The 24,063-nt window shown below is 42.3% G+C and carries 20 protein-coding genes; 6 read left to right on the forward strand and 14 right to left on the reverse strand.

Annotated features, from left to right (window positions below; translation table 11 throughout):
• Complete coding sequence (hisIE, locus tag U0R10_RS06490; RefSeq protein WP_377983147.1) at positions 1–597, forward strand: bifunctional phosphoribosyl-AMP cyclohydrolase/phosphoribosyl-ATP diphosphatase HisIE; 597 nt, start codon at positions 1–3, stop codon at positions 595–597.
• A gap of 1 nt (position 598) precedes the next feature.
• The gene (locus U0R10_RS06495) at positions 599–937 is read left to right on the forward strand and encodes a phage holin family protein (RefSeq protein ID WP_377983148.1); all 339 of its coding nucleotides are present in this window, start codon (positions 599–601) and stop codon (positions 935–937) included.
• Between the two features lies 1 nt (position 938).
• On the opposite strand, the gene U0R10_RS06500 is transcribed toward U0R10_RS06495, so the two are convergent.
• A complete protein-coding gene (locus U0R10_RS06500) occupies positions 939–1,313 on the reverse strand; it encodes a hypothetical protein (RefSeq protein WP_377983149.1) in 375 nt (124 codons plus the stop codon).
• Positions 1,314–1,375: 62 nt separating this feature from the next.
• Between U0R10_RS06500 and U0R10_RS06505 the strand changes: the two genes are divergently transcribed.
• Entirely contained in the window at positions 1,376–2,470 is a 1,095-nt protein-coding gene (locus tag U0R10_RS06505) for a glycerate kinase (protein ID WP_377983150.1), read from the forward strand.
• Here the strand turns inward: U0R10_RS06505 and U0R10_RS06510 are convergent.
• The 3 genes from U0R10_RS06510 to ggt form a co-directional block, all read right to left on the reverse strand.
• Positions 2,465–3,610, reverse strand: a complete 1,146-nt coding sequence (locus U0R10_RS06510) for a methionine aminotransferase (protein WP_377983151.1) — start codon at positions 3,608–3,610, stop codon at positions 2,465–2,467. The genes U0R10_RS06505 and U0R10_RS06510 overlap by 6 nt on opposite strands.
• Before the next feature lie 2 nt (positions 3,611–3,612).
• Complete coding sequence (gene nagA, locus U0R10_RS06515; RefSeq protein WP_377983152.1) at positions 3,613–4,683, reverse strand: N-acetylglucosamine-6-phosphate deacetylase; 1,071 nt, start codon at positions 4,681–4,683, stop codon at positions 3,613–3,615.
• A gap of 66 nt (positions 4,684–4,749) precedes the next feature.
• On the reverse strand, positions 4,750–6,438 hold the full coding sequence (ggt, locus tag U0R10_RS06520; protein WP_377983153.1) for a gamma-glutamyltransferase: 1,689 nt from the start codon (positions 6,436–6,438) through the stop codon (positions 4,750–4,752).
• Between the two features lie 128 nt (positions 6,439–6,566).
• Between ggt and U0R10_RS06525 the strand changes: the two genes are divergently transcribed.
• On the forward strand, positions 6,567–6,782 hold the full coding sequence (locus tag U0R10_RS06525) for a PLDc N-terminal domain-containing protein (protein ID WP_377983154.1): 216 nt from the start codon (positions 6,567–6,569) through the stop codon (positions 6,780–6,782).
• Positions 6,783–6,858: 76 nt separating this feature from the next.
• On the opposite strand, the gene U0R10_RS06530 is transcribed toward U0R10_RS06525, so the two are convergent.
• The 7 genes from U0R10_RS06530 to rpsA all read right to left on the reverse strand — a co-directional run bounded on the left by U0R10_RS06530 (position 6,859) and on the right by rpsA (position 17,495).
• On the reverse strand, positions 6,859–10,230 hold the full coding sequence (locus U0R10_RS06530; RefSeq protein WP_377983524.1) for an efflux RND transporter permease subunit: 3,372 nt from the start codon (positions 10,228–10,230) through the stop codon (positions 6,859–6,861).
• A 64-nt stretch (positions 10,231–10,294) separates the two neighbouring features.
• Positions 10,295–11,410, reverse strand: coding sequence for an efflux RND transporter periplasmic adaptor subunit (locus U0R10_RS06535; RefSeq protein WP_377983155.1), 1,116 nt, complete (start codon positions 11,408–11,410; stop codon positions 10,295–10,297).
• A gap of 2 nt (positions 11,411–11,412) precedes the next feature.
• The gene (locus U0R10_RS06540; protein ID WP_377983156.1) at positions 11,413–12,759 is read right to left on the reverse strand and encodes a TolC family protein; all 1,347 of its coding nucleotides are present in this window, start codon (positions 12,757–12,759) and stop codon (positions 11,413–11,415) included.
• Positions 12,756–13,361, reverse strand: a complete 606-nt coding sequence (locus U0R10_RS06545; protein WP_377983157.1) for a TetR/AcrR family transcriptional regulator — start codon at positions 13,359–13,361, stop codon at positions 12,756–12,758. Before U0R10_RS06545 ends, U0R10_RS06540 begins: the two co-directional genes overlap by 4 nt.
• Positions 13,362–13,462: 101 nt before the next feature.
• Positions 13,463–13,969 (reverse strand): cupin domain-containing protein, encoded by a 507-nt coding sequence (locus U0R10_RS06550; protein WP_377983158.1) that lies wholly within the window; start codon positions 13,967–13,969, stop codon positions 13,463–13,465.
• Positions 13,970–14,045: 76 nt separating this feature from the next.
• A complete protein-coding gene (locus U0R10_RS06555) occupies positions 14,046–15,479 on the reverse strand; it encodes a Gfo/Idh/MocA family protein (RefSeq protein ID WP_377983159.1) in 1,434 nt (477 codons plus the stop codon).
• 195 nt (positions 15,480–15,674) lie between these two features.
• Positions 15,675–17,495: a 30S ribosomal protein S1 gene (rpsA, locus tag U0R10_RS06560; protein WP_377983160.1), complete on the reverse strand. Its 1,821-nt coding sequence runs from the start codon at positions 17,493–17,495 to the stop codon at positions 15,675–15,677.
• A gap of 147 nt (positions 17,496–17,642) precedes the next feature.
• Here rpsA and U0R10_RS06565 point away from each other — a divergent pair, with 147 nt between their 5' ends.
• Positions 17,643–18,782: an aldose epimerase family protein gene (locus U0R10_RS06565; RefSeq protein ID WP_377983161.1), complete on the forward strand. Its 1,140-nt coding sequence runs from the start codon at positions 17,643–17,645 to the stop codon at positions 18,780–18,782.
• Positions 18,783–18,800: 18 nt separating this feature from the next.
• Here U0R10_RS06565 and mazG read toward each other — a convergent pair whose 3' ends face one another.
• Together mazG and U0R10_RS06575 are read right to left on the reverse strand one after the other, a co-directional pair.
• A complete protein-coding gene (gene mazG / locus U0R10_RS06570) occupies positions 18,801–19,598 on the reverse strand; it encodes a nucleoside triphosphate pyrophosphohydrolase (RefSeq protein ID WP_377983162.1) in 798 nt (265 codons plus the stop codon).
• 2 nt (positions 19,599–19,600) lie between these two features.
• Positions 19,601–20,464, reverse strand: coding sequence for a glycoside hydrolase family 16 protein (locus U0R10_RS06575; protein ID WP_377983163.1), 864 nt, complete (start codon positions 20,462–20,464; stop codon positions 19,601–19,603).
• A gap of 71 nt (positions 20,465–20,535) precedes the next feature.
• Between U0R10_RS06575 and uvrB the strand changes: the two genes are divergently transcribed.
• Positions 20,536–22,557: an excinuclease ABC subunit UvrB gene (gene uvrB, locus U0R10_RS06580; RefSeq protein WP_377983164.1), complete on the forward strand. Its 2,022-nt coding sequence runs from the start codon at positions 20,536–20,538 to the stop codon at positions 22,555–22,557.
• Here the strand turns inward: uvrB and U0R10_RS06585 are convergent.
• A complete protein-coding gene (locus U0R10_RS06585) occupies positions 22,554–24,032 on the reverse strand; it encodes an NAD(P)/FAD-dependent oxidoreductase (protein ID WP_377983525.1) in 1,479 nt (492 codons plus the stop codon). The two genes, uvrB and U0R10_RS06585, sit on opposite strands and share 4 nt — an antisense overlap.
• Positions 24,033–24,063: the final 31 nt, after the last annotated feature.

The raw sequence follows: 24,063 nt of genomic DNA on the forward strand, positions 1-24,063 counted from the left end.
ATGAGTTTACAACCAGATTTTTCAAAAGGTTTAGTCCCTGCCATCATTCAAGATGCAAGCACGCTAAAAGTGCTTATGCTCGGGTACATGAACGAAGAGGCCTATACCCAAACCATCGCAGAAAAACGGGTAACCTTTTTTTCACGCTCAAAAAATCGCTTATGGACCAAAGGTGAGACATCTGAAAACTATTTAGATGTTGTCAATGTTGCTGTTGATTGTGACCAAGACACTATTTTAATCCAGGCGAATCCAGCTGGGCCAACATGCCATACGGGATCAGAAACTTGTTTTAACGAATCAAACACAGATAATGCAGCCTGGTTGGATCACTTAAAACACATCATTCGATCACGCAAAAATGCCTCCTCTGATTCTTCATATACGGCTTCCTTATTCCAAAAAGGCACGCACAAAATTGCTCAAAAAGTGGGCGAAGAAGCCGTTGAATTAGTCATAGAAGCCCTGATGAAAAATGACGATATGTTCAAAGGGGAAGCAGCTGATTTAATTTTCCACTTATTGGTTTTACTGGAAGACCGAGGAATTGGGTTAGAAGAAATCGTTAAGACATTACAAGCTAGACATCAGAAATAACATGATTGGATTTATTATTCGTTACATTATTATTGCCGGAGTGGTCATGATTATACCCCGTTATTTAAAGGGGATCACAGTAGATGGATTTACAACAGCCTTATTAGTAGCGCTTGCGATGGGATTTTTGAATTCCTTCGTTAAACCTATTTTGAAAATTATCAGTTTGCCGATAACCTTTATGACACTAGGGCTATTTTCGCTGGTAATTACCGTAGGAATGGTGTATTTGGTCGAAGTATATGTACCCGGCTTTAAGGTAAGCGGATTCATCGCCCCATTGATTTTTAGTTTTATTGTTGGCTTTACTAATTCCGTCTTAGGAATGTTCAGCAAATAAATCAAAGCGGGATTCCTTCTTGAAAAGTAATCTCTGTGGCGATACCCATGGCACTAAATCGAAAGGCAATCGATTTAGCTTGTGAAGGTTTTTGTTGGCACTGCGGTCCCGGCTCCAAAAAGTAGATATAATACTCTTGATTTCGGTCGGCTAGTTGCTGTAAGTCTGGTTTGCCCAAAATCTCATCCATGTTATTTGAACTTACTCCCTGAAAATTCATTTTATGTGCTTTTAACCAGGCGACTTGTTGGCCACGCTTACCACCGCATGCCCCACGATCTTGCTTGAATGAGGCTGCATCAAAACCGGTCAGATCAGGCTGATGTGTACAAGCGCTAAATAATAGGGCAAAGATGAATAAAATGAAATACTTCATATAGATGAGTTAGAGCACAAAAGTAAAGAAATGTCCGTAAATTGAACCATTAAATTCAGCGTGTGAATATTTTAATTTGTCCAGATAAATTCAAATCATCCTTAACGGCTCAAGAGGCGGCAGAAGCACTAGCAAAAGGAATTTTAGCTAAGCGCAAAAAGTCTGTCATTCAAATTGTTCCTCTTGCTGATGGTGGAGAAGGCACACTGGAAATGATTCATACCATTCATGGGGGAACGTGGCAAACGCATACGGTGAATGATCCCCTAGGCAGGCCTATACAGGCGGCCTTTTTGTGGCTAGCCGACCAAAAAACTGCTTACATTGAAATGGCACGTTGTTCTGGATTGCAACTATTAAGTAAAAAGGAACAAAATCCACTGAAAACGAATACGTTTGGCACTGGGCAATTAATCAATCATGCCATCAGTCAAGGTGCCGAAACTATCGTATTAACCATAGGAGGTTCGGCGACAAATGATGCGGGAATAGGCATGGCAGCGGCGCTAGGCTATCAATTCCTTGATAAAAATGGGAATGTTTTGGAGCCGATTGGCGAAAATTTAGTCCATATCACGCAAATTAAAGGGCAAACTCCATCTCCGAAAACGCAATTTGTTGTCTTAACTGATGTTGACAATCCGCTGCATGGCCTACAAGGTGCTGCACATATTTTTGCCAAACAAAAAGGTGCCAACATGACATTAATTAAACAATTAGATAAAGGTCTAATCAATATAGCCAAATGGCTTCCCGCTCAGATCCCAGGAGCTGGCGCTGCGGGCGGTTTGGGAGCAGGTGCTGTTTACTTTTTAGGGGCAAAAATAGTCTCTGGAGCGGAATGGCTTCTGAACAAAGTACATCTAGATCGCGCCATACGCAAAGCGGACTACATTATTACGGGAGAAGGGAAAATAGACCAACAAACATGGTCGGGCAAGTTAGTAGCTAATGTCGTGGGGCGAGCCGACAAGCAATTAAAGCAGACTATTTTGGTATGTGGGACCTTTGAGGATGAAGAAAAAATACCTTTATTTATGGATGCGAATGATATTTATAGCGTTCTGAGCGAATCTAAAAGTACAGCAGACGCGATGACTAATGCGGCTTCCTACTTAGAAGTGATTGGCGAAAAAATAGCGCTTAAGTATCTATAACTGCGCAAGTTTTTGAGCGGCTTCCATTATGACATCATCATTTTTGGCGAAGCAAAAACGTAAAATCCGGTCTTCGGGAGGTGTTTCATAAAATACAGAAACAGGGATTGAGGCAACTTTTAACTCCTTAGTCAGACGTACTGATAAATCTACATCAGATTCATTACTAATTTCAGCATAATCCAAACACTGAAAAAAGCTTCCGTGTGAAGGCAAAATCTTCCACCGAGAACCCTCGAAATAAGACGCAAACAAATCACGTTTCTGTTGGTAAAATGAGGATAGCCCCAAGTAATGAGCCGGTGTTTTTAAATATTCGGCGAGCGCATATTGTAAGGGGGTCGCACTCGAAAATGTGACCCATTGGTGCAATTTTCTAAATTCTTGGGTGAGATATGGAGGTGCTAAGCAATAACCCATTTTCCAGCCAGTAATGTGATATGTCTTGCCAAAAGAGCCACAAACAAAGCTTCTTTGGCGTAATTCAGGATGTAAAAGTACCGATGCGTGCTGCGCACCATCAAAGACAATATGCTCATACACCTCATCTGAAACGATCAGAATATTTGTCCCCTTCACCAAAGAAGCAAAAGCATCTAGGTCTTCCATAGACCAAATTGCGCCCGTTGGATTATGGGGAGAATTGACCATAATCGCTCTAGTTTGGGGAGTGATTTTACGGCCTAACTCTTCCCAATCTATGCAAAATCCATTGGAAGAATTTAGCGGAATATGCACGGGAATACCACCTGCCAAGCGCACGATAGGGTCGTATGCGTCGTATGATGGATCAAACATGATAACTTCATCTCCAGGAGAAACACAGCAGTGAATAGCTGCAAAAAGGGCCTCAGTAGCCCCAGAAACAACAGTAACTTCGGTATCAGCATTAAGTGAGACTCCGTAAAATGAGTTAGTTTTGTTCGCAATGCTTTGTCGGAATACCGGAACTCCCGTCATAGGTGCGTATTGATTATGACCTTTCGCGTAAAACCTAACGAGTTCTTGAAGTTCCTCCGAACAATCAAAACCAGGAAAACCTTGTGATAAATTTAAAGCCCCCTCCTCGGTAGCGAGTTGGGACATTTTTGTAAATATGGTCGTTTGAACCTGCGGCTGTTTCGATGGAAAATGAATCATTTCTAATTTATTAAAGCTTCCCCATCATACCAAACTTGCTTCACGTGCAAATCATCCGACAAATGAACAAAACAAGCTCTTTTTCCGACTCCAATTGAGCCTAAATGTGCCAAATTCGCTACTTCAGCTGGGTAAACTGTTGACATACGAATAGCCTCTTCCAGCGATATTCCTGCTTTTTGGACACAATTCCGAATCGCTTCATCCATCGTCAAGGCTGAGCCAGACAAAACCCCAGCCTCATTGGTAAATCGGATACCAGTTTTCGTGAAAATATAAGGACCAGATTCATCATGCGTCACAGCGTCAGTAATCAAAAAGAGCTTTTCTCCTTTTATTTGTTTCGCCAAACGCAACGATTCAAATTCACAATGTAGTCCATCTGCTATGATGCTCGTCCAGGCATCTGAGCGAAAGCTGGCGCCAACTAATCCCAAAGATCTGCTTTGCCATTGGGACATCGCATTAAACAAATGGGTAATCCGAGATATACCTGCCTGCTGGGCTTGTTCATAGGTCGCATCTGAATGACCCATCGAACACATGATATGGCTATTTTTCAATAGACGTAAAACATCCGGCTCAAACATTTCAGGTGCAATGGTCATGTACGTGGACAGTCCTTGCGTACGATCAATAATTTCTTGCACAAATTCCTTAGTGGGTTCTTGGACAAATTTTTCGTTGTGAGCCCCCCGTTTTACGGGATTAAAAAATGGGCCTTCCAAGTGCAATCCCACCAAACCCTTACCTATATACGATTTACATGCCTCTATGGCAGACCATATCGATTGCTTGGGTGAACAATTTAAAGTGATTTGAAAAGCAACCGTTCCTGTTTTTACATGTTCGTCAAAAGTAGCTTGAATGGCCGCTACGGTTTGATGATTTGAAAAAAGTAGGCCTCCGCCGCCGTATACTTGCAAGTCGATAAACCCTGGAACTAGAAAGCCGTCGGAGATTCCTCCTACTTCATGATGCAGGGAATTAATGTAACCATCCTCAATAGATATCGCTTGATTTGAGAGCCATTCATGGCCTGTAAACACGCGTTCGAATATCAGTTTTTGCATCTTCAAATTCCTTTTTTTCACCTACCTTTGGCAAACCTTGGAGGATTGCCAAAGGTAAGGGGGAGGTTAGTACCCGGCAGCCTGCCCATCTTTCCGCGACTCCGTCGCTCCGAAATACACCTTCCGGACAGGGTCCCAGCGAATACACTGATATCCGCCATAAATTCCACTCATATACCCAACTTGATGTCCTTTTTGCAATAATTCCCGAATCACCTCATAAGGATAGCCGTGTTCCAAGGTAATCATACCGCCTGTAGTTTCCATTTTCTCGCCAGTTGGCTCCGATGACCCTTCATGATTCATCCGAGGAAAGTCCCCTGCCTCCTGCACATTCATACCAAAATCAACCACATTCATCACGATCTGCACATGACCCATCGGCTGAAAGGCTCCACCCATCACGCCGAAACTCATAACCGGTTGGCCATCTTTCGTCATAAATGCTGGAATGATTGTTTGAAACGGTCTTTTCCCTGGTGCATAGGTATTATTCTCACCCTCCTTCAAATTGTATAATTCGCCACGATCCTGGAACATAAAACCCAAGCCATCTGGCATCATGCCCGAACCAAAACCACGGTAATTGCTCTGAATCAATGAAACCATATTCCCATCTTTATCCGCAACAGTTAAATAAATAGTGTCACCCTCCTTTAGCGCAGGATTTCCTGCTTCATAATGCCGACCAGCACGGTTTGGGTTAATGAGCGCCCGTCGTTTCGCGCCATAAGATTCCGAAATGAGTTCCGCAACTGGAATTTTTGCAAACTCTGGATCTGCATAATATTTCGCCCGATCCTCAAAAGCAAGCTTTTTGGCCTCGGTAAACAAGTGCACATGTTCTGCGGAACCCAACTTAATTTTGGAAAAATCATAGCCTTCTAAAATTGTCAACATCTGCAAGGCAGCTATCCCCTGGCTATTCGGTGGTAACTCCCACACATCATATCCACGGTAGTTGACAGAGACCGGCTCTACCCATGTCGACGTATGCGACGCCAAATCATCGTAACTCAAGAAACCTCCATTCTTCTTCATGAAGGCATCCATCGTCCGAGCCATATCGCCTTTGTAAAATGCATCCCGACCATCACGACCTATTTTTTCTAGGGTATTCGCCAAGTTCGGATTTTTGAAAATATCACCTTCCACAGGCGCTTTCCCTGTTGGATAATAATGCTGAGCCACATTCGGGAATTTCCCATAATTGGCCTCCACACGCGTTAATGCGGATGCAAACTCACCATGTACTGGGAAACCATTGCGCGCATACGAAACGGCGGAATTCAATACTTTTGGCATAGGCATCGAGCCGAATTTTTTATGCAACTCGAACCAAGCATCCACCGCACCAGGTACAGAAACGGGAAGAGGACCCAGCGAAGGGATGTGCGTCAACCCGCGCTTTTTAAATTCTGCCAAAGTCAGTGATTTGGGCGAACGACCTGAGCCATTAAGCCCGTATAATTTTTTTGTTTTAGCATCCCAAACAATCGCAAATAAATCGCCGCCAATTCCATTTACATGGGGTTCAACCACACCCTCCATTGCATTCGCTGCAATTGCCGCATCAATTGCATTTCCTCCTGCCTTTAAGACATCCAATGCCGCTTGCGTCGACAAGGGGTGTGACGTGGCAACCATGCCATTTTGAGCCATTACTTGCGAGCGAGTAGCCCATAACTTTCCATAAGTTCGATCTTGTGCTTGAGCCAAATAGGGCAATAAGAATAATAGTAATAGTTTTTTCATCGTGTTGATTTTGAAAAGTTAAATTAAGGTTTCATTCGTTTAAATACAATCTTTTTTACAATAGTCGAAAATGGAATAACAAGTATGAACATGAATAAATACCTTACAAACTAACAACCCAATCTGATATGAGATTTCTTACTCCCAAATCTGCCGACCTATTTCAAGGAATCTCTTGGTTCATTTCAATAATCTACGTACTTCTCATCATTCGCACCATCTTACAAATAATCAGAGATGGCCAGAAGTCCCACTTAGAAAAATTGATTAGTATTATTTTCATCATTCTCTTTCCAGTTTTAGGACTTATTCTTTATTATTTATTTCAAAACAATCGTAAATAAAAATTGCCAATACTTTTAACAAAAAACCCCCGAACATTGTTCGAGGGCTTTCGCAATCTACTTGAACCACCAAAAATTACGCTCTTTTTGGAAAGAATTTTTGCTTAATTCGCTCCGAGATATAATACATACACGGCACAATCAACAAGGTTAACACAGTCGAGAACGTCAATCCAAAGATGATTGTCCACGCCAAAATCCCCCAGAAGTCGGCCGACTCAGAACCAAAGAATATATGTGGATTTAACTCCGTAAACATGGCCACAAAATCAATGCTCAATCCTACCGCCAATGGAATCAAGCCCAATACCGCAGCAGATGCTGTCAATAATACCGGCGTCAAACGAATTCCTCCTCCTTCAATGATCGCTTCCTTCAAATCATAACCACGTTTGAAACGCAACTCCTCAATGAATTCAATCAATAAGATTCCGTTCTTCACCACGATACCAGCTAGTGCAATAATACCCACACCCGACATAATCACGGAGAAGGTCATTCCAAATGCCATAAAGCCTAATAACACCCCGATCAACGAAAGTAAAATAGTCGCAAAAATAATAAAAGGTTTCACCGCTGAATTGAACTGAGTAGCCAAAATCAAATAGATTAATACCAAGGCCGCCAAAAATGCGATACCCAAGAATTCCCCTGATTCTTTTTGCTGCTCCTGCTCGCCACCCATCCGGATTTTATATCCTTGTGGCATGTCAATCGTTTCAAACAATTGCTCCAACTCACCCACAATCTCATTGGCATTATACCCTTGAACCACATCAGATCCTAAGGTCACCACACGTTCCTGATTCTTCCGATTAATCTGGCTAAATGAAGTTGCGTAGCGTATATCAGCGATTGAATTCAGTGGTACCTGGCGCAATGCCCCACCCATATTCATATCTCGATACGTGATATTCATCGATAATAATTTCTCTATTTGATTACGAGAATCGCCATTTAAACGCAATTGGATAGGGTATTCATCCTTGACATCCCGGAATTTCGAAATCTCTGCACCAAACAATCCGGTACGTACCGCCATGGCAACTTGCGCCGAAGAAATTCCTTCGCGACTCGCCTTTTCGCGATTCACGTCAATAATGATTTCAGGTTTATTCGTCACCAAATCAGACTTCAATTCCTGAATTCCTTCAATCCCCGACTTCTGAATGATCTTCCGAACTTTTTGCTCCAAATCCTGAAGAACAGCAAAGTCATCTCCGGCAATTTCAATCGAAATAGGCTTACCTGTTGGCGGCCCCTTCGCCTCACGCTCAATCGCCATTTCCACACTTGGAATCGGCTTCTCGAAAAACTCTTTCTGAAGTTTCTCCAACAATACACCAGAAGAAATTTCGCCTCGCTCCTGTTTAGGTGAAAAAGCAATGGTTACTTTACTTTTATGTGGAGTCGCACCACGATCTGGCTGCATTGGATCCCCAGCATTCTTACCCACATTCGATATCACCGAATTAACCGCCTTGCCTGCATTCTCCTTTTTGATAAAGGCAAAAACACGTTGCTCAACAATTTTCGTCACCGAATCCGTCACTTTCGAATCTGTGCCAATCGGCATTTTCGAATAGATATAAATATAATCTGGATCTGAAGCAGGGAAGAAAATAACCAACGGCTTAACAATGCCCATCAATACAATTGTCAAGACTAACAATCCAAATGCACTCAATGTGGCATAGATTGGTCGGCGACCTTCCAATACCCATGAAATAGCCCGACGATACCCATTTTTAAATGCCGGCAAAGTCGTTTCTTGGAATGGAACAACCCATTTTGGTGTAATGATAAAGTGGTTAAACACATAAAGAACTAAGGCCAATAAACCGAAATTGCCAAATCCAAAATGACCCAAGCCAAAGCCTAATACATATCCAAAAACAGTTAAACTTAATAAGATCACCACTGTCCGACGGATATCCGCAAACTTAGGATCCTTTACATCATTCGCTTCTTCATCATGACGCTTCATAAATGAAACCGCAAACACAGGGTTCATTACATAGGCCACAAACAATGACGCAAACAGCGTAATGATCAAGGTAATAGGCAAGAATTTCATGAATTCCCCTACGATTCCCGGCCAAAATAACAATGGTAAAAATGGAGATATCGTTGTCAATGTACCCGTCAACACCGGAATGAACACCTCAGATGCGGCCAACTTAACAGCCTCTGTGATCGTCAATTTCTTAAAGTTATTGAACAAACGGTGTGCATTTTCAATGACCACAATGGCGTCATCCACCACAATTCCCAAGCCTAATAGGAAGGCAAACAATACGATGGTATTCAACGTAAAGTCTAAACCTGGCATGAATAAGAACGTCAATAAGGCTGATAATGGCACTGAAAGGCCAACAAATGCCGCATCGCGCACACCCATGAAAAACATTAACACGATAACCACAAAGATAAATCCAAGGACCACAGTATTAATCAAATCTGCCAAATCACCACGTGTACGCTCCGACTGATCAGCTGTCACAGAAACAACTAAACCTGCAGGAAAACGACTCTCACGATACTCTTCAATAGTCTTTTCAATCCGATCAGCTGCATTAATTAAATTAGCTCCACTACGCTTAATTACGTTTAATGTAATCACGGACTTATTATCCAAGCGGGCGAAATCTTGTTTCTCTTCAAAACCATCGCGCACATCAGCTACATCTTTCAAACGAACACGCGCACCCGTAGATGAACCCACCATCAGGTTGGCCAATTGATCTACCGACTTAAACTCTCCCACCACACGCAGCGAACGACGCACGCCATTCACATCTAAATCTCCGCCAGAAATATTCACATTCTCCCCTTGAACAGCAGATTGAATATCATAAAATGTCAAGCCATAACTCTGCATTTTATACAAATCCAAGTTTACTTGAATCTCACGCTTCAATGCTCCTACGATATCTACACGCGTAATCTCCGGCATTCCCTCGATTTCATCTTGCAAATCTTCCGCATATTTCTTCAACTTATCCAATGGATAATCCCCCGCAATGTTGATGTTCATGATGGGGAACTCCGAAAAGTTCACCTCAGCTACTGCTGGATCACGCGTTAAATCTTTAGGTAAGTCATTGCTGGCTTTGTCCACAGCATCTTGAACACGTTGCTTCGCCACAGGAACAGATACATCTGTATTAAATTCAACGATAATCACAGAAATATCCTGCAATGCATTAGACTTCACACTCTTGATCCCGGTAATCGATTTTAACTGTTTTTCAATTGGCTTATTGATCGTATTTTCAATATCGGCAGGAGTTGTACCTGCATAGACCGTTTGAACCACCATTTGTGGAACAACGATATCCGGGAATTGCTCTTTCGGTAGGCTTGAATAAATACCTAATCCGGCCACAAAAATGATAAATGTAAATATGTAAACAGTGGTGCGGTTTTGGCCTAACCAGCCGACCATATTATAAATCAAGCCTTTCCCCTCGGGCAGTTGCTCGTTCTTTTTATTTTTTTCCATGGTTGGCTTAGAATGAAATTGCTTGTCCGTCTACTAAATCTTGGTAGCCTGATGTAATAACTAAATCTCCAGCTTGTAAGCCTGTGGCAATTTCTGCTTGACCATTATACGAAAGACCCATCGTTACGATACGAGCTTTAGCAACTTTCTTTCCATTTTCTTCCACTGCGACATAAACCAAATTGCCTTTTTCAGTCTTTTGGATGATGTTTTCGTCAATTACTAGGGCGTTAGGCTTCGACGTGTCATTGATATTGATTACAGCCAATTGATTTGGCTTCAAATCTCCACCCGCATTTGGAATACGTGCTTCAATGTCAAACGTACGTGTTAATGGATTGACCATTTTAGATACTAAGGAAATACGTGCTGTAATTTCTTTGTTGATGTCTGGAAACTTGATCACGATTGGGTCACCTACTTTAACGGAACCAACATACGAGTCAGCAATTTTCGCAGCAATCTTTAAGTTGCCTAAGTTTACGATTTGTACAATCGGCATACCTGGTGCTGCCATTTCTCCTGCTTTTTGGCGAACCATCTCAACCGTTCCGGAGATCGGAGCCACCACGCGCGACATTCCTAACTGAGCACGCAAAGTAACCAAACGTTTTTCCAATGATTCCTTATTTGACTTCGCGCTCAAGTATTGAACTTCAGTACCAATTTGTTGGTCCCAAAGCGTCTTTTGCTTGGCAAACAAGGTCTTAGCCAAATCCAATTGGTGTTTCACCTCTTCCATCGATTCCGTCAAAATGCTGTTATCCAATGTCGCAATCAACTGTCCCTTAGAGACTTGTTGGCCCGCCACCACCGGCAAAGAAACAATCGCTCCACCTGTTTGTGGACTAACTAATACCGTGTTTTCTGCTACCACATTACCTTGTGCTTCTACAAAGTGCTTGAACGTAGTCGTTGCCATCGGGGTAACCGCTACCGCAATAACTTTGCTATTCGTTGACTCTGAACCTGCAGCACCTAATTCCTTCTCAAGAGAAGCAATTTTGGCGGTGATTTCTTTGGCTTCTGCTTTCAAGTTTGCCAATTCTGTTTTCTTATCGACCGACTTATTGCATGCCGCAAATAAGATAATCGCGCTTAGGAGTATAGTTATTTTTTTCATGATTATTGTTCTGAATATAAGGTTCCGTTTGATTTAGCTAACTCTACTTTGGCGATTAAAGCATTGTAAAGTGCTGTAAAATAATTTGCTTGCGACTCTTTAATGGATGTCTCCGCGTTTAGGACTTCTAGATTAGATCCCACGCCCTGCGTATACTTCACACGCGATACGCGAGAAATCTCATTCGCCAAATCCAAATTGGCCTTCTGCTCTTTCAACGATTCCAATGCATTTTTTAGCGATATCGCCGACTGTGAGCGTTGTAAATCGATGGAAGACTTCAACAAGTCGTAGCTCTGACGCACCTTTTGCAAGTTGTTTGCCGACTGGATAGCCTTGTATTTCTTAGAGAAACCATCAAAAATTGGGATTTGCAATGAAAAACTAATCGTTGCATTATCAAACCAAGTTCTAGATACTAAATCACCAAAACTATTTGCTCCAGCATTGTAGCCATAATTAGCTCCGGCTACTAAACGCGGCATATAGCCTGCTTTGATGCTCTTCAAATCCAACTCCGCTAAATTCTCTTGCGTCTTAAGAATGGAATATTCGATACGATTTCCATAATTGAACGGAATATCTTGATCGATTAATAAACTTTGGCTTAACTCAATTTTCTCTAAAGTCTCGCTAAGTCGCAATGGCTCCTGAATCGGATAGGCCATCTGAAATTTTAACAACGAATAACTCAATTCTTGCAGGCGGTATATATTTTCCAATTCCGTCCGCAAGTTATTTGCTTGAACTTCTAGACGCTGCACGTCAATTTTTTCAACAAACCCTTGTGCATTAAGCGCTTTCGTTTCCTTTAATAAGGTGTCCAAGCGGCCTACGTTCAATTGTAGAATTGATAGCCTTTTTTCATTCACCAAAATCCCATAATAGGCCTTCGTGACATTCTCTGCTACTTGTTGCTTCGATTGGGTTAATGATTTCACCGACAAATCTTTGTAAACTTCCGATGCTTTCAGGCCCAACAGGTAGGTACCATCAAAAACCAATTGGCTTAAGCTGACACTAGATTGGCCGGAATTAGTCACACCAAATTTGGCAGCAATCAACTCATCAGGTTTAGCCGCTGGATTGAAAAGGTTGGCGGGAATAAACACACGCTGTAGAATTAAGCTGTTTCCATACGAAAGGCCAGCATTCACTTGCGGCAATCCAATGGCCCGAATTTCATTAATTTTCGCACTTGCATTCTGCAAGTCAATTTGGCTATTCTTTACTTGCACATGGTGTACAATGGCGTAGTCTACTGCTTCTTTGAGCGTAAACGATTGCGCATGGGCACTGAGCGAACCAAGTAAAAATAGACCAGCACAAATTTTTCTTAGGCGGATCATGATTGTAAATTGTTTTGGTATGAATTATAAAGCGTTAGACCTTTCTCTGTCAGAATACCGCGCATGAAAATATCCATGAACACAATCTGCGTTTCAAAAAGTGTTAATTTATTATTGGGATAAAAATCCGGGTTAAAGGCGAGGCCCACTTCAGCCATTCTTAATCGAGCTAATAGTTCCACATCGATATCCTTCCTGAAGTAGCCAAACTGAATCCCTTTTTTAAAGTCTGTAATTAAATGGGCATGTATTCCCTTTTCATTATAATCGCGAAATACGTTAAATGCTTTGGGGAAGTATTTCTCAATCTCGAATAGTAGCCTTGGATTCATCTGGACGAGCATCTCCTTGACCATTTCAAAAGACTTAAACATCTTTTCTACGACATTGGGATATTGTTTGTCGAGTGCAGTCCATTTGACTTCATCCTGCTGTACGAAGCTTTCGACTACCTCCAACACCATGGTGTCTTTATCAGGAAAATGTTGATAAATCGTTTTTTTAGAAATCCCTAATTCGGCCGCAATAGCATCCATCGTCACCGACTTGACGCCGTAACGAAAGAATAATTGTGTTCCTTTTTCTAGAATACGTGATTTCATTTGCTAATCCCGTTGATTTATCGGGTAGCAAAACTATGGAAACTTTAATAGATTACAAAGTTTTCTTGTATTATTTTTAGATGGGTGGCGACAAATAAGTTTTAACGGCCGTAGTCATCTTGTAAGCGGACGATATCTGATTCGTCCGAAGGATGCTGCGCATCGGTATGTTGCCATATCTCTGCAACCACACCCCATTGCCCTAATCCAATCAAGCGATGACGCTGACCGATCGGCAACGTAATGCATTCACCTTCTTGATAGGTGCCAGGCTCTTGCTGCTCGTCCGTTTCTGAAATAGCCACACCTACGGGGCCATGAATGACAGTCCACAATTCAGCGCGACGAAAATGGTATTGCCAAGAAAGTCGTTTTTGAGGCCCAACGACTAAAAACTTAGGACTTAACTTTTGGGTGATTTGAATCGCATCTAAGGAAAGATGCGGAAAAAATTGAGCGGCAAATTTTGGAGCTTGATCTTCTTGGAGGACGAAAAAGCCTCCCCATGGGCGATCGTGATCTTGGGCTACAATGGTATACCCTTGTGCTAAGATAAACGATTCAACTTGGTTAAAAATTTCAGTGGGGGTATTTCCGGTCAATTGCATGTTTTAATATTTTGGCAAAAATAAAAAAAAGACGGGAGAGGGCCCCCGTCTTTTCGATTTAACCTGTGAAAACTTATTACATGGTCCAGCCAGCGCGGTATTCACGCTTCACGAATTGGTTCGCTGCCTCGAAGTTAGTGATACGCATATTGGCCGCATCCCACTCGAGCTGTTGGCGCCCAATATACTTCGCATTCCGGCCTTCGCCTTCACGCAACATATAGGAACGAATCGCTAAGTTACCCATCAAGACAGACTCCGTAAACGGACCAGCATAATCAAATGGAGAACTAACTTCCATGTTTCCGAATCCAGCCTTACAAGCCTCTACCCACTGGGTATTGTGACCGCCTGCACCACCGATTACGCGTGGCAAGCTTGCTTTTGGAAGATCTGCTTCATCCACACGCTTACCATTTTTGAACACTTTTGGATACATACCATACGTACCACATGTCATAATTCCTTTGGTTCCGATTAAGATAACACCATTCGTTCCATCTGGATCGCCGATGATTTCAGTTGCCGGAATACCTGCTGGATGTGGTGCCCGAAGACCACCATCAAACCAAGTTAATTTAACGTTAGACTTGTTCTTTGCAGATGGGCCATAGTTTAATGTAACCATCGAAGATGGAGGACATCCTTCTGGAATCCACTCAGGAACCCAGTCATTTAAAAATACAGAGCCTACGGAACACTCAACGTTCAATGCATCACGAATTCCTAATACTTTGAATGGAGGATCTAATAAGTGGCAACCCATATCACCTAACGCACCTGTACCATAATCCCACCAGCCTCTCCACTTAAATGGAATAAAGGCAGGATTAAACTCACGGTATTTAGCAGGTCCTAACCAAAGATCCCAATCCAATTCAGCTGGTACAGGATGTCCCGATGCTGGGTATGAAATTCCTTGTGGCCATACGGGACGATTTGTCCAAACTAATACTTCTGAAACCTTGCCAATCACACCACCATCAAACCACTCTATCATTTGACGAACACCATCACCTGATGAACCTTGGTTACCCATTTGAGTAACTACTTTCATCTCACGCGCTTTTTCTGTCATCATACGCGCTTCATATATATCATGCGTTAATGGCTTCTGAACATACACGTGCTTTTTACGACGCATCGCTTCCATCGCAATGGTTGTGTGTGTATGATCGGGAGTAGACACAATAACTGCATCTACATGATCTCCCTCGGCCTCTAATGCCTTGCGAAAATCTTTATAATAATTTGCTTTAGGGAAGTCTTTCCGCGATTGTGCTGCGCGGCGATCATCTACATCGACTAGGGCAACAATATTTTCAGCCCCTTTATTGAATGAACTCATGATATCGCTTTGGCCTTTTCCGCCGGCACCGATACCCATAATGTTTAATTTGTCAGAAGGAGCCTTATATCCTTTTCCGAGTACGTGACGCGGTACGATATAAAAACTTCCTGCAGCTAATCCTGCTTTCTTAAGAAAGCTTCTTCGTGAATTGTTTCCCATAGTTGAATAATTTAAATTGTATGACTTTTTCTAAGCCAAAGACTCAAAAATTGTCCGGGTGCTAAGTTGCCAAAATACCTCGAAATAAGCAATCATTTTCTTGATATTTTCCAAATCTATAGGCCTATGGCAGGATAGCACAAAAAAAGGGGATTCGTTTCCGAATCCCCTTTTGATCAAAACTTAAAACAAATATTACTCTGCTTTCTTAGATTTCTTCTCTAATTTTTTGATCGCTTGCTCACGCTCAACGCCTTCCATTTGCTCTTTCAAAGCAGATAAAGCACCGATATCTCCCATCGTCGACTTCTCAGCAGTTACTGTAGCTGTCTTCTCTGTAGTTTTTGTTGCTTTCTTCTTCTCTACTTTTACTTCTTCAACTGGCGCACCTGAGAATGTACGTGTATGCGAAAGGATAATCTTACGTTCTTCCTTGTGGAATTCAGTAACAACAAAATCCAACGCCTCACCTACTTCAGCAGCCGACTCATCTGCTTTCGTCAATTGCTTCAATGGAGACAAACCTTCAATACCGTAAGGTAATTCAAGTGTTGCCATTTTATCGCTCTTCGAAATAACAGTTGCCTTGTGAACAGAACCTACTGTAAATACACTTTCAAATGTATCCCATGGATTCTCTTCCAATTGCTTGTGACCTAATGCCAAACGACGGTTATCCGCGTCTAACTCAATCACGATTACGTCTAATGCATCTCCAACCTTAACAAACTCAGATGGGTGCTTAATTTTCTTTGTCCAAGACAAATCAGATACGTGAACCAAGCCATCGATCCCCTCTTCTAACTCAAGGAATAAACCAAAGTTAGTCAAGTTACGAACCGTACCTTTGTGCTTTGTACCTACCGCATATTTAGACAACAAATCTGTTTTGTTCCAAGGATCTTCAGTCAATTGCTTGATACCTAAAGACATCTTGCGCTCAGAACGATCTAATGTCAACACAACTGCTTCCATTTCATCGCCTACCTTCAAGAAATCTTGTGGGTTACGCAAGTGCTGAGACCATGACATCTCAGAAACGTGGATCAAACCTTCAACGCCTGGCAATACTTCTAAGAAAGCACCGTAATCCGCAACGTTAACGATTTTACCTTTTACTTTTGATCCAACTTCCACGTCAGCTGCTAAAGCTTCCCATGGGTGTGCTTGTAATTGCTTCATACCTAATGAGATACGCTTCTTGTTCTCATCAAAGTCTAATACAACTACTTGGATTTTTTGATCTAATTTCAACACCTCTTGTGGGTGGTTGATACGTCCCCACGAGATATCTGTAATGTGCAATAAACCATCCACACCACCTAAGTCGATGAACACACCGAAATTAGTCATGTTTTTGATCACACCTTCTAATACTTGACCCTTATCTAAGTTGTTCAAGATCAATTGACGTTGCGCCTCAAGATCCTTCTCAATCAATACTTTGTGAGATACAACTACGTTGTCATTTGTATGGTTGATTTTAACCACCTTAACTTCCATATTCTTGCCAACAAAAATATCGAAATCACGGATTGGCTTCACATCAATTTGAGATCCTGGCAAGAATGCCTCGATTCCAAAAATATCTACGATCAAACCACCTTTTGTACGACGTTTTACGAAACCATTGATGATTGTATCTTCTTCCAAAGCTTTCTCAATGTTCGTCCAAGCGCCCATTACCTTCGCTAATTTGCGAGATAAGATCAATTGGCCATTTGAATCTTCTTGATTCTCAATGTAAACTTCTACTTCATCTCCAGCTTTCAAATCCGGCATATCGCGGAATTCAGATGCAGATACTAAACCATCAGACTTAAATCCAATGTTTACAATTACTTCACGGTCTGTCTTGCTCACAACAACCCCCTTCACAACTTCCTTCTCAGTTACCGAGTTTAGAGTAGCCTCAATAGCTGCCTCCATTTGTGCTTTTTGATCCGAAGTATAATTACCACCGAATCCTTTTCCTTCAACTAAATCCCAGTCGAAATCCTTTTTTACTTTTGTCATATATACTTGCCCTAGATACATCAACACGCTGGGCTAACGTGCTGAAATTAAGTGGAAAACAATTTTTAAATTGGGGTGCAAAGATAGGTAGAATAATTTTATTTTCAAGCAAATTCTTTAAATTGGAAGTTCAATAACCTATTTACCATGAAAAAATCAGTTTCTTGGCTCGCTGCAGCCATTTTTGCTTGTACCTTTTTTATGGGTAATGCGCAATCTAACTCACTCAAAACCAACATGTTTATTTCCGAAAAGCCATTTGGCAAAACTGCTGCCAACGAACCCGTTACACTCTATACACTGAAAAATACCCAAGGTATGGAAGTGCATATCATGAATTACGGAGCCATCATCACCAAAATCATCGTGCCCGATAAAAACGAAGTCATGGAAGATGTGGTACTAGGATTCGATAGCGTAGCGGATTACATCAAAGATTCGCCCTATTTCGGAGCCGTAGTAGGTCGGTACGGAAACCGCATCGCCGCAGGAAAATTCAACCTAGATGGAAAAAGCTATACACTGGCCGCACAAAATAATGGCCAACACCTACATGGCGGATTAAAAGGCTTCGATAAAAAAGTATGGAAAACAGTTGCCAAAAAAGACGGTAGCGTCACCCTAAGCTATTTATCCGCAGATGGAGAAGAAGGATTTCCGGGCAATTTAGAAATTCAAGTCACGTATTCACTCAGTGAAGAAAACGCCATTTCGATGGATTATGTGGCAAAAACAGATCAGGCAACGGTGTTGAATATTTGCAACCACTCGTATTTTAATCTTTCAGGAAATGTAAAACGCGATGTGCTGGATCACAACATCCAATTAAACGCACCATTCTTTATTCCAATTGACAAGGTGCTTATTCCAACGGGCGAGATCAAATCCGTAAAAGGTGGTCCATTTGATTTTACGACTCCTAAAAAAATCGGGTTAGATATCAATGCGGAGGATACGCAAATTGCCTTCGGCGGAGGATATGATCACTGCTATGCATTTGATAAAGCGCCGGGAGCTTATGGCAAAATCGCACGCGTGGAAGATCCAACTTCAGGTCGGGTGATGGAAGTTTTCACCACCGAACCAGGGGTTCAATTCTACACAGGAAATAATTTGGATGGGCACCTCACGGGTAAATATGGTGCCAAATACACGAAAAGAACGGGTTTTTGTTTAGAAACACAGCATTATCCGGACTCTCCGAACAAACCCAACTTCCCATCGACTGTACTGCGACCGGGAGAAACTTACACGTCGAAAACCGTCTATCAGTTTTCAACAAAATAAACATGAACGCCGCCGGGATTAAACACCTGGCGGCATTTTTTTAGCCTCATTCCAGTATATATCCATTTCCGATAAGGTCATCTCCGATAGGTTTTTACCCATTTCGGCCGCCCGCTTTTCGAGGTGCTGAAAACGATACATGAATTTTCGATTTGTTCGCTCTACAGCTGTCTCAGGATTGATATCAATAAAGCGCGCAAAGTTTACCAAGCTGAAAATCAAATCGCCCAATTCCCCTTCTGCCTCCTCCTTTTGAGCTACCGTTAATTCTTTGCCCACAAAAGTCTCTTTAAACTCCCCAAGCTCCTCTTCCACCTTCTCCCAAACTTGCTCCTTTTCTTCCCAATCAAACCCAGCGCCACGTGCTTTTTCTTGAATGCGCATAGCTTTCACTAAGGCCGGCAATGAATTTGGCACGCCTCCCAAAACAGACTTATTGCCTTCTTTTAATTTCAATGCTTCCCAGTTGGCCTTCACCTGCTCCTCCGTCTCCGCCACCACGTCACCATAAATATGCGGATGCCGCGAAATCAATTTCTCGCAAATCCCATGCAACACAGATGTCACATCAAAATCTCCTGTCTCCGATCCAATTTTACTGTAAAAAACCAAATGCAACATGACGTCCCCAATCTCCTTCCGAATTTCAGCCATATCCTTGGATAAGATCGCATCGGACAATTCATACGTCTCCTCGATGGTCAAATGACGTAAGGTATCCATGGTCTGCTTTTTATCCCAAGGACATTTCTCGCGCAAATCATCCATCACACATAACAAGCGATCAAAGGCCTCTGCAGCAGCTGGGTATCTCATATCTAAGGATTTAATGCGTATAAACGGACGTAGTCAATCAAAAATTTATTGGGGAAAATTGTATCGTCCACACCTTTTTGACCTCCCCAATTTCCACCTATCGCCAAATTCAACAAGATATGTTGCTTCTTGTCAAATGGCCATTCTTCCCAACCACGACCCGAATTTTCAAAGGTAAAGTATAATTTTCCATCAATGTAAGACTTCACATATTGAGGCGTCCATTCCATCGTATAGACATGGAACTCTGTATCGAAATCATCCAAGCGAGTCGTTGCCGTTTTTTGCGTATTAATTACGTGGTTAAAAGCTTTGGTATGAATGGAAAAATGCATGACGCCCGGATTGTAACCCACATGCTCTAGAATATCAATTTCCCCGTTATCTGGCCAATAAGCAGAGCCATAGTCGGACTGGCTAGCCAACATCCAAATGGCTGGCCAATTACCGCGGCCTGCTGGAATTTTGGCACGAACCTCAACCTTACCATATAAAAAATCTTGCTTTCCTTTGGTGACAATTCGAGCTGAAGAATAACTCCGAGCTCCCATCGGTTCCTTGCGTGCTTCGATCGTTAAAATGCCATTCTCAATGTGCGCATTATCTAAATCTGCTTGTGTGTAAAACTGCAGCTCATTATTTCCCCATCCGGAACCGCCGACATCATAAGACCAAAATTTGTCGTTTGGCAATCCAGGAATATCAAACTCATCCACCCAAATCGGCTTTTCCGAAAATGTATAAACCTTAGGAGGGGCAGGTGGCGTGGGAACAAATGGCTGTGTAGGTGCAGGCGTTTCTGCTTGTGAACAAGCAAAAGTTGCTACTAACGCAAAGCCACCAAAAATGGAAATCAATTTAGTCATGATGATTTTTTAAGTAGCCAAAAATAAGTGGAAGTACACCATAAATCCTACCGATTATGTACTTTTGATGCATGGAATTTAAACTATCATCCTCCTATAAGCCTACTGGCGATCAGCCTAGTGCGATCAAACAATTAGTGGATGGTTTACACAAAAACGAAAAATCCCAAACCTTACTTGGAGTAACCGGATCCGGAAAGACGTTTACGATTGCGAATGTGATCCAACAAGTCAACCGTCCCACCCTTATTTTAAGTCATAATAAAACCCTGGCGGCGCAGTTATACGGCGAGTTCAAATCGTTCTTTCCGGAAAATGCCGTTGAATATTTTATATCCTATTACGATTATTACCAGCCGGAAGCGTTCATAGCGTCCACGGGCACGTACATTGAAAAAGACCTTTCGATTAATCAGGAGATTGAAAAATTGCGTTTGGCCACAACGGCTGCCTTAATGTCTGGTCGGCGCGACGTCATCGTCATCGCCTCCGTTTCCTGTATTTATGGTATGGGAAACCCCGATGAATACAAAAATTCAATCATGCGCATTGGTGTGGGGGAAACGATTTCTAGAAATCAATTTTTATTTCGGTTGGTTGAAATTCTATATGCCCGTACGGAAGGTGAGTTTTTACGCGGGACATTTCGGGTCAAAGGCGATACGGTCGATATCTTTTTGGCCTATGCTGACTTTGGGTATCGCGTGATATTCTTTGGCGATGAGATTGAAGAAATTCACCGGATCGATCCGTGGACGGGAAAGAAAATTTCGAAGGAAACGATAGTGGCGATTTTCCCGGCCAACTTATTTGTGACGGGAAGAGAGACTTTAAATAACGCGATCTCGGATATTCAGGCAGATTTGGTGAATCAGATCTCCTATTTCGGAAGGGATGGCCGACTGCAAGAAGCGGAACGCATCAAGCAACGAACGGAATTTGATTTAGAAATGATGCGAGAACTGGGCTATTGCTCAGGCATCGAAAATTACTCGCGTTATTTCGATCAACGCAAACCGGGTCAAAGGCCCTTTTGCTTACTCGACTTTTTCCCGGATGACTTCTTAATGGTTGTAGATGAAAGCCATGCCTCTATGCCCCAAATTCGGGCTATGTATGGAGGTGACCGATCGCGGAAAGAATCTTTGGTGGAATATGGTTTTCGATTACCTTCTGCTATGGATAACCGACCGTTAAAATTCCAGGAGTTTGAAGACTTAGTAGGCCAAACGATTTTCGTCTCAGCTACCCCTTCTGATTACGAATTACAATTGTCGGAAGGCGTGGTGGTGGAGCAAATTATTAGGCCAACGGGACTGTTGGATCCATTGATCAATGTGCGGCCAACTAAAAATCAGATTGATGATTTGATGGATGAAGTGTATGATCGGATCAAAAAACAAGAGCGTACGCTGATTACAACCCTAACGAAACGTATGGCGGAAGAACTTTCCAAATACATGGATCGGGTAGGAATCAAATGCCGCTACATACACTCGGAAATCAAGACGCTTGAGCGCGTGGAGATTTTACGTGAATTACGTTTGGGGGTGATTGATGTATTGGTGGGCGTTAACTTATTACGTGAAGGATTGGATCTTCCAGAAGTTTCTTTGGTGGCGATTATGGATGCGGATAAAGAAGGTTTCTTGCGTGATATTCGCTCGTTGATTCAAACGATTGGTCGGGCAGCTCGGAATGAAAACGGCAAAGTAATCATGTATGCGGATCGGATGACGGGATCGATGGAGAAAGCGATTAATGAAACAAATCGCCGTCGCGAACGTCAGATGGCCTATAATACAGAACATGGAATTACGCCTAAAACCATTTGGCGAAGTCATGATGAAATCATGGAACAGACGTCAATTGCGGATAAAATGGCGAAGCCGATGAAGTCCTATGGCATTACACCGAAAGAAAGTTTACAGGCGGCAGATCCGCTTTTGGCCTATATGTCCAAACCAGAACTGAAGAAGCAAAAAGAGTCTATCCAAAAAGAAATGGAACGTGCCGCGCGCGAATTGGATTTCCCATTGGCAGCTAAATTCCGAGATGAACTACTGGCAATCGATAAATTATTAGCTGTTTAAATCTTCTTTGGAACAGCTCTACCTACCAACTTGTTCTCTGCACCACGGTCGCCTCCTTCATGGTATTCAGCGTCTTCGTTGACATCCCATAAATTGTACACTTCCTTTCCTGCGACAATATTTTTAACCGCTAACATGGCTGTCATCATACTGTGGTCTTGGTTATTGTACTTGTGCATGCCGTTACGGCCGATCAAACTAAGACCTGAATAGGCCTCTAAGTCTTCACGTATGTTGGCCAAATGGTCTTTATACTCATGGTCATACACCGGGTAAGCTTTCGGCTGGCGCACCACATAACCGTCTAGTACCGAACTAGGATCTGTAAGCCCAATTTGAGCTATTTCTTTTTTGCCAAGGGCAATTAATGCATCATCTGAGCTATCCCAAAGGCCATCACCCTCAAAGCAAAAATACTCAAGACCGTAGCAGGCCATCGTTGGATCGGGCACCATGAATGGACTCCAAGATTTGAAGTTTTGGATACGACCTACTTGAACACTTGGATCGTGAATATAGATCCAGTTATCTGTAAAGGCGTCTTTATCGCGGCAGATTAGTACGACAGTTAAGAAATCACGATAGGCTAATTTAGAAGCAGCCACTAAAGATTTAGATGGCATTTGAGGTAAAATATTGGGTATCAACTCGCGCATGGGAGCTGTAGACAATACGTGAGAGAAATCGCCGACCTTTTTACCATCGCTCGTATGCACTTGCCATGTACCGTCGGTCTTTTCGATTTTTTGCACACCCGTATTCATGATAATTTCAACACCCATGGCTTTGCTTTTCTCTGCACAAACTTCCCACATGCGTCCAGGGCCAGTTTTAGGGTAACGAAAAGAATCAATTAACGTTTTAATTAAAGCATCTCCTTTCTTTTTCTTGTTTTGGCTAGAAAATAATGCGTTCCAAATGGCACTGCTTAAAGAAAGCCCTTTGATTCGTTGAGCTGCCCAATCCGCCGAAATTTGGTTACAAGGAATACCCCAAACCTTCTCTGTATATGTCTTAAAAAAGATATTGAATAGTCTTTTGCCAAATTGGTTCGTCACCCAATCTTCAAAATTTTGAGGATTCTTAATCGGAAAGGCTTTAGACTGCAAATAACTCAAAACACACAATATGCTTTCGAAAACGCCTAATTTGAATAGCGCCTCCATGGCCACGAGTGGGTATGAAAAGAAATTTTTATTGTAAAATATCCGTGAACTACGGGGACGTTCGAGCAATTCGTCGCCTAAGATTTCTGTCCAAAAATCTTCAACTTCCTGAGATTTAGAAAAAAATCGGTGTCCGCCGATATCAAAATGGTAGCCTTTGTAGGATTCCGTACGAGAAATTCCACCTACATAGGTAGGGTCCTTCTCAAAAACTTGAACGGGAATACCACTTTTTCCTAAAAGGTAAGCCGCAGTTAAACCAGCTGGGCCTGCCCCGATAATCGCTACTTTTTTCATTCTGAAATCAATGAATTTGCAAACAAGACTACAAAAATATCCT

It is taken from the genome of Aquirufa avitistagni, from assembly GCF_042715545.1.
GTDB classification, from domain to species: Bacteria; Bacteroidota; Bacteroidia; order Cytophagales; family Spirosomataceae; genus Aquirufa; species Aquirufa avitistagni.

Excerpts from the sequence above, each read along its gene's own strand:
- hisIE (WP_377983147.1), top strand. The coding sequence starts at position 1 with ATGAGTTTACAACCAGATTTTTCAAAAGGTTTAGTCCCTGCCATCATT.
- U0R10_RS06495 (WP_377983148.1), top strand. The coding sequence starts at position 599 with ATGATTGGATTTATTATTCGTTACATTATTATTGCCGGAGTGGTCATG.
- U0R10_RS06500 (WP_377983149.1), bottom strand. The coding sequence starts at position 1,313 with ATGAAGTATTTCATTTTATTCATCTTTGCCCTATTATTTAGCGCTTGT.
- U0R10_RS06510 (WP_377983151.1), bottom strand. The coding sequence starts at position 3,610 with ATGATTCATTTTCCATCGAAACAGCCGCAGGTTCAAACGACCATATTT.
- nagA (WP_377983152.1), bottom strand. The coding sequence starts at position 4,683 with ATGCAAAAACTGATATTCGAACGCGTGTTTACAGGCCATGAATGGCTC.
- ggt (WP_377983153.1), bottom strand. The coding sequence starts at position 6,438 with ATGAAAAAACTATTACTATTATTCTTATTGCCCTATTTGGCTCAAGCA.
- U0R10_RS06525 (WP_377983154.1), top strand. The coding sequence starts at position 6,567 with ATGAGATTTCTTACTCCCAAATCTGCCGACCTATTTCAAGGAATCTCT.
- U0R10_RS06530 (WP_377983524.1), bottom strand. The coding sequence starts at position 10,230 with ATGGTCGGCTGGTTAGGCCAAAACCGCACCACTGTTTACATATTTACA.
- U0R10_RS06535 (WP_377983155.1), bottom strand. The coding sequence starts at position 11,410 with ATGAAAAAAATAACTATACTCCTAAGCGCGATTATCTTATTTGCGGCA.
- U0R10_RS06540 (WP_377983156.1), bottom strand. The coding sequence starts at position 12,759 with ATGATCCGCCTAAGAAAAATTTGTGCTGGTCTATTTTTACTTGGTTCG.
- U0R10_RS06545 (WP_377983157.1), bottom strand. The coding sequence starts at position 13,361 with ATGAAATCACGTATTCTAGAAAAAGGAACACAATTATTCTTTCGTTAC.
- U0R10_RS06550 (WP_377983158.1), bottom strand. The coding sequence starts at position 13,969 with ATGCAATTGACCGGAAATACCCCCACTGAAATTTTTAACCAAGTTGAA.
- U0R10_RS06555 (WP_377983159.1), bottom strand. The coding sequence starts at position 15,479 with ATGGGAAACAATTCACGAAGAAGCTTTCTTAAGAAAGCAGGATTAGCT.
- rpsA (WP_377983160.1), bottom strand. The coding sequence starts at position 17,495 with ATGACAAAAGTAAAAAAGGATTTCGACTGGGATTTAGTTGAAGGAAAA.
- U0R10_RS06565 (WP_377983161.1), top strand. The coding sequence starts at position 17,643 with ATGAAAAAATCAGTTTCTTGGCTCGCTGCAGCCATTTTTGCTTGTACC.
- mazG (WP_377983162.1), bottom strand. The coding sequence starts at position 19,598 with ATGAGATACCCAGCTGCTGCAGAGGCCTTTGATCGCTTGTTATGTGTG.
- U0R10_RS06575 (WP_377983163.1), bottom strand. The coding sequence starts at position 20,464 with ATGACTAAATTGATTTCCATTTTTGGTGGCTTTGCGTTAGTAGCAACT.
- uvrB (WP_377983164.1), top strand. The coding sequence starts at position 20,536 with ATGGAATTTAAACTATCATCCTCCTATAAGCCTACTGGCGATCAGCCT.